The following is a 5,581-nucleotide window of genomic DNA, read 5'->3' as shown; positions in this document are numbered from 1 at the left end:
CCGCGAGATCTTGAGGTGGACTTCTCCTTCCTCGGCCCCGGCAGGTACGAGCTCCAGTCTTACCAGGACGGGATCAACGCGGATCGCTGTGCCATGGACTACAAGCGCGTGGTCAAGACGATCGATCGAGGCCACCGGGAGGTGATTCACTTGGCCCCGGGAGGTGGCTGGGCGGCTCACATCTTGCCGCCGCGAAACTGACAAAAGGTTGCCTTTGGTCAGCGACGGTCTGAACGACACAGCACGGAAGACCCGTTTCGGCGAGCTACTCAGACTCGATCGTCGAATATCTCGAATGCATGATGGCGCGGCAGTGCCCCAGCCAAAGGAAGCAGCCCCAGGCGACTGAGCTTCTGTTGCGAGCGACCGTTTATGGCCGCAGGCGGGCAATTCTACTCGGCGTGGAAGCGCCAGTCGGGAGGCGCAAAGCGGGCGATGTGCCGCCGCACAGACTTGGGGTACCTGCGTGACATGTCCACGAGCTTCTGCGGAGAGAGGTTTTCCCAGTTCCATTCGTCGAGCGCAGGCTCCAGGCCGTTCTGGCGCTCCAGGTAGACAAAGTCCAAGGCTGCCTTCTCGGCCTGGGCAAGATAGGTGCGATCGCGCACCTCATAGCCAAAGAAGAGTGGCGTCTTGATGTGGAAGTACACGACCTCCCCGAGGGGAGTTCGAAAGACCTTGGTTTTGTTGATGGTCACGCAGGTGAGCATGTGAGGGGCCTGGTCGGCCACGCCGTGCAGGAAAAGAGCAGACTCGCATGAGATGTACGCCGGCGGGTACAGGAGGCCCGCCACTTCCTCCAGGCTTGTGCGCTGCAGGCCATTGACGTAGATGCCCTTGCCCAACTTGAGCAACAAACCCGCCTGGCAGAGTCGGCTGACCGCCTTGCGCAAAGCGACGCCGGACAGCCCGCTCAGGCGCTGCAGCTCCATGAAGGTAAAAATGGCCTTTTCGCGGCGGAGGAGCTCAATCCAACGGGCCTGTGTCAACAGCGGCTCCATGTCCACCATCTTCCTCAGACGATCCGGCGGACTTGTTCGCAAATAGCCCGCGCCGCTTTTCTGACCGCCTCATAGTCGTCCCGGGCCAGGTGTGTGCGATAGCGCTCGGGCAGGAAGCGGGCCATTTCAGCCGTCAACGAAGAGGAGGCAGTGAGGGCCATCCTCCGCCGGATTGACTCTGAACTCAAGCGGACGCGATAGTCCTGGAATTTCCTCGCAACTAGATCGCGGTCAAGCGGCGCGTTTAGGACTTCCGTCAAATACCAGATATCAAAGATGTCTCTGCCTTTGAGATAACGGCGTCCACAGAGGGCTGCAAGCTTTTCCGCCAGAAGCTCTACCGGAGAGAGCGCCGCAACAAGCGGCTGTCGGACAAGGACATCTATCGGTGAGCGCACAGACCTTGCCTGCACCTGGTAGACCGGATACTGGCCGAATTCGATCTTGAGTCGGTATTTCTGCCTCTGCCCCTGCGGCTGGAAAGAGAACCAATAAGCAAAGACTTTGGCCCCTTTGCTCGTTACCGGAAAACGCCACTCGAAGGATCCCAGCCCCAGCATCTGCACCACGGCTTTCTCGATGGGCGCTCGGGCTTCGTCCACCAGCCGGTCGCAGAATGCGCGATCGATCTCCTTGCCGGCGAAATCCAGATCCTCGGAGTAGCGATACCCTCCGTAAACCAGGTGCAGGCAGGTGCCTCCCTGGAAGGCGATCTTGGCGCTTTCGGGCCTGGCGAAAAGCGCATCCAGTGCTGCCAAGTGCAGCGCCTCAGCGACGACGATACTGAGCGGCAGCCGCTGCTCCCCGGCGAGTTCTGTCAGTTGCGGCCAAAGCAAGATATTTCCGATCGTGGACTGAAGCGTCCTTTTTTGGAAATATAACGCACGCGTCGCGAAATTACAAGGCCAAATTTCCAGTCAACGAAGACAACAGCAGTCCTCTGCGCTGGTCGCTTGGGCCATTGGCCCAGAAGCGTAATCGGAATGGGCGATCCAGAAGGTGTGACAACCTCTGGTCTCCTTCCTCCAGGAGACACCATGGTTCCAACATCGGGAAATTTGGGGGGTACACCGGCGGGACTCGTCTTTACACTACCTCCCCTTTGCTACCGCACAGGGAATTCCCCTCCCATCGAGCGTGCCTGTGCGCTCCCTATCCCACAAGGAGGCTTGACGGGCGCTTTGCCGTCTGGCTACCGGGTTGGAGAATGGTCGGGACCATTCTGTGACAAGGACCGCACTAAGCTACACGCTCAGCCGCGTAGGCATTGCGCCCGATCGGTGTCTCGACGCACAAGAAACAGGTTGACTTTTTCCTCCTGATTCCCTAATTTGCAAACCGCCGTGGGGCAGTGCCGTTGGATGCGCAAGGGAACGCGCTCAAAGCGCGTAATCTCTCAGGGTTAGGAGGAAGCAAATGGACGCATGCTGTCACCGCACAGTCTCCGCCATCGTTTGGACCCTCGCGCTGGCGATACCCCTTTGTGTCTTGGGCTGCCGCAGGCGGAGCGCGGACTGGCATCAAGCCGCAAGTCCCCTCTTCACTCGCTGGGCACGGGAAGTCGCGCCCGGCAAAGTCTGGCGGGAATACCCCAGGCCGCAGATGGTCCGGAAGGATTGGCTGAACCTCAACGGCCTCTGGCAGCTGGCGATCGTTCCCAAAGATGCCGCGCGGCCGGACACCTTCCCCCACAGGATCCTGGTTCCATTTCCCGTGGAGTCGGCCCTTTCCGGGCTCGCCAGGAAGGTGAGCCCTGAGGAACGTCTGTGGTACCGCCGGACTTTCCGGCTTCCGCATTCCTGGCGGAGGGGCCGCATTCTCCTGCACCTGGACGCGGTGGACTGGGAGACAGACGTCTATCTCAACGGCGTGCGCGTAGGCCAGCATCGCGGCGGGTATGACCGGTTCAGCTTCGACATTACCGACGCCCTGCGGCCGGACGAAGAACAGGAGCTGGTGATTGCGGTCTGGGACCCCACCAATGCGGGTGGACAACCGGTGGGCAAACAGACCCTCACCCCAGGCGGAATCTACTACACGCTCACGAGCGGCATCTGGCAGACCGTCTGGCTGGAACCGGTACCCGACACGTACATCTCTGGGTTGCGCCTGGTGCCCGATGTGGATCGTGGCTCGCTGCTCGTCTCGGCCGAGGTCCGCGGCGAGAAGACGGGCCTCCGCCTCATAGCGGCTGCGGCATCCGGAGGCAAGGAGATCGCGCACCAGTCGGGACCGGCGGACGGGGAGCTGATCCTGGCTATCCCTTCCCCGAGGCTATGGTCGCCCGACGATCCCTTCCTCTACGATCTGACGGTGGCCCTTGAGCGCGATGGCAAGAGGATCGACGAGGTGCGCAGCTACTTCGGCATGCGCAAAGTCGCCGTCGGACCGGACAGCAGCGGTGTCACCCGGATTCTGGTGAATGGTGTACCTCTCTTCCAGATTGGCCCGCTGGACCAGGGGTTCTGGCCGGACGGCATCTACACCGCGCCCTCGGACGCTGCGCTTCGATTCGACGTGGAGATGATGAAGCGCATGGGCTTCAACATGGTGCGGAAGCACGTGAAGGTGGATCCGGAGCGCTGGTACTCCTGGTGCGATCGCCTGGGACTGCTCGTCTGGCAGGATATGCCCAACGGCGCAAATCGTACCCCGGAGGAGCGGGAGCAATTCGAGCGCGAGCTTGAGGCGATGGTGCGGGGCCGCTTCAATCACCCCTGCATCATCATGTGGGTGACTTTCAATGAGGAATGGGGACAGTACGACACGGAGCGGATCGTCGAGTTCGTGAGGCGGCTCGACCCGAGCCGGCTCGTGGATAATGCCAGCGGGTGGACGGATGCGGGGGTTGGTGGCGTTCGCGACGTCCATTCCTACCCCGACCCGGTGGCGCCGCCGGCCGAGCCGGAGCGTGCCGCGGTGCTGGGCGAGTTCGGCGGTTTGGGCTATGTGGTGTCGGGCCACACGTGGACAGAACGGGGGTGGGGGTATGACCTCCTCCCCACACGGGAACGGCTGCTGGAACGTTACGTGGAGGTCCTCACCACTGTGCATCGATTGGCTCGCGAAGAGGGGCTGAGCGCCGCCGTGTACACGCAGATCACCGATGTGGAAACCGAGAATAACGGGCTGCTCACCTACGACCGCGAAGTCGCGAAGATTCCGCCCGAGGCCGTAGCGCGAGCGAACCGCGGGTACCTGCCGCCGCACCTCACCAACCGCGCAACCATCTTCGTTGACCGGTTGAATGCTGCGCTGGTCACTTTTCGACCCGGAGCCGAGATCCATTACACCCTGGACGGCCGGACGCCTACCCGTCGGGATCCCGTTTACACTGGGCCGATTCCGATCACCGAGGACTGCGTCCTTAGGGCGAAGGCCTTCTGGCCGGAGGGTCAGGAAAGCGACGTGGCTACCTACAGCTTCCGGAAAGTCGCCCCACTTACGGCCGTTCCAGGCGAAGGCCTCGTGCCTGGATTGCGGGTCCGCTACTACGAAGGCGAGTGGGACAGCCTGCCGGACTTTGAGCAATTCCAGGCTGTGCAGGAAATGACCCATTCATCGATCGATCTCGGACCGGCAAAGCGGGAATCTCTCTTCGGCCTCGTGTATTCTGGCTATTTTCGCGTCCCAGCCACGGGCGTGTACCTGTTCCACCTGCGCTCCGACGACGGCTCTCGCCTGTGGATCGGCGACCAGCTGGTGGTGGACAACGACGGGCTGCACGGCGCGCGGGAAGAGTCCGGGGCCATCGCGTTGCAGGAGGGATTTCACCCCTTCCGCGTGGAATACTTCCAAAAGCGCGGCGGCAGGGCGCTTGAAGTCGCGATCGAAGGGCCTGACTTGCCGAAGCAGCCACCTCGCCGCGAGCTACTTTTTCACTGACGGACGATTCGGAAGGCCATAGAGGGAGAGTTGCCATGAGGAGAGAGGTCTGCGTTGCGCTGGTTCTCCTGAGTGTGGGAGGTTTGTTCCATCTGGACTGCAGCAAGGGACGAGGAGGAGGCATGCAGGTTTCGCGGGAGATCTTCGGGAAAATGCCCGATGGGCGGGTCGTGGAGGCATTTGACCTCCGCAACGAGCACGGTATGAAGGCGCGGATCATCACCTACGGTGGCATCGTGGTGTCGTTAGAGGTGCCCGATCGCCAGGGGAATTTCGCCGATGTGGTGCTGGGCTACAATAACCTGCAGCAGTATCTCGAGGACTCCCCCTACTTCGGGGCGATCGTGGGCCGCTACGGCAACCGGATTGCCGGCGGGCGCTTCGTGCTGGACGGCATAGAATACCGCCTCGCCACCAATGATGGTCCAAACCATCTGCACGGCGGCGTGAAGGGCTTCGACAAGGTGGTGTGGCAGGGCGAGCCCGTCCGCGAGAAGGAAGCCGTGGGCGTACGCCTGACCTACCTCAGTCCCGATGGTGACGAGGGTTATCCCGGCAACCTTCGCGCCACTGTAACCTACCGCCTCACAAACCAGAACGAGCTGCGCATCGACTACGAGGCGACCACGGACAAACCGACCATCGTGAATCTCACGCATCACAGCTACTTCAATCTGGCTGGCGAGGGAAGCGGC

Annotated in this window: 5 protein-coding genes; 3 read left to right on the top strand and 2 right to left on the bottom strand. The window is 61.7% G+C overall.

The genetic code is table 11. The annotated features are described in order from the left end of the window. Window positions 1–201 (top strand): glycoside hydrolase family 97 C-terminal domain-containing protein (locus H5U38_08750; protein ID MBC7187108.1); only part of this gene is annotated, 201 nt, incomplete at its 5' end. Window positions 202–392: 191 nt separating this feature from the next. On the opposite strand, the gene H5U38_08745 is transcribed toward H5U38_08750, so the two are convergent. Continuing rightward, on the bottom strand, window positions 393–1,001 hold the full coding sequence (locus tag H5U38_08745) for a hypothetical protein (protein ID MBC7187107.1): 609 nt from the start codon (window positions 999–1,001) through the stop codon (window positions 393–395). 14 nt (window positions 1,002–1,015) lie between these two features. Beyond that, the gene (locus H5U38_08740; protein ID MBC7187106.1) at window positions 1,016–1,837 is read right to left on the bottom strand and encodes a nucleotidyl transferase AbiEii/AbiGii toxin family protein; all 822 of its coding nucleotides are present in this window, start codon (window positions 1,835–1,837) and stop codon (window positions 1,016–1,018) included. A gap of 580 nt (window positions 1,838–2,417) precedes the next feature. Here H5U38_08740 and H5U38_08735 point away from each other — a divergent pair. Continuing rightward, window positions 2,418–4,886 carry a chitobiase/beta-hexosaminidase C-terminal domain-containing protein gene (locus H5U38_08735; protein ID MBC7187105.1) on the top strand — a complete coding sequence of 823 codons (2,469 nt, stop codon included), beginning with the start codon at window positions 2,418–2,420 and terminating at the stop codon, window positions 4,884–4,886. Window positions 4,887–5,008: 122 nt separating this feature from the next. Then, on the top strand, window positions 5,009–5,581 hold a 573-nt coding region (locus tag H5U38_08730; GenBank protein MBC7187104.1), incomplete at its 3' end, for a galactose mutarotase.

It is taken from the genome of Calditrichota bacterium, from assembly GCA_014359355.1.
Taxonomy (GTDB): domain Bacteria; phylum Zhuqueibacterota; class Zhuqueibacteria; order JANLFK01; family Oleimicrobiaceae; genus Oleimicrobium.
Note: the sequence above shows the minus strand (reverse complement) of the source record. Positions and strands in the feature narration are given on the sequence as shown.

Excerpts from the sequence above, each read along its gene's own strand:
- H5U38_08735 (MBC7187105.1), top strand. The coding sequence starts at position 2,418 with ATGGACGCATGCTGTCACCGCACAGTCTCCGCCATCGTTTGGACCCTC.
- H5U38_08745 (MBC7187107.1), bottom strand. The coding sequence starts at position 1,001 with ATGGAGCCGCTGTTGACACAGGCCCGTTGGATTGAGCTCCTCCGCCGC.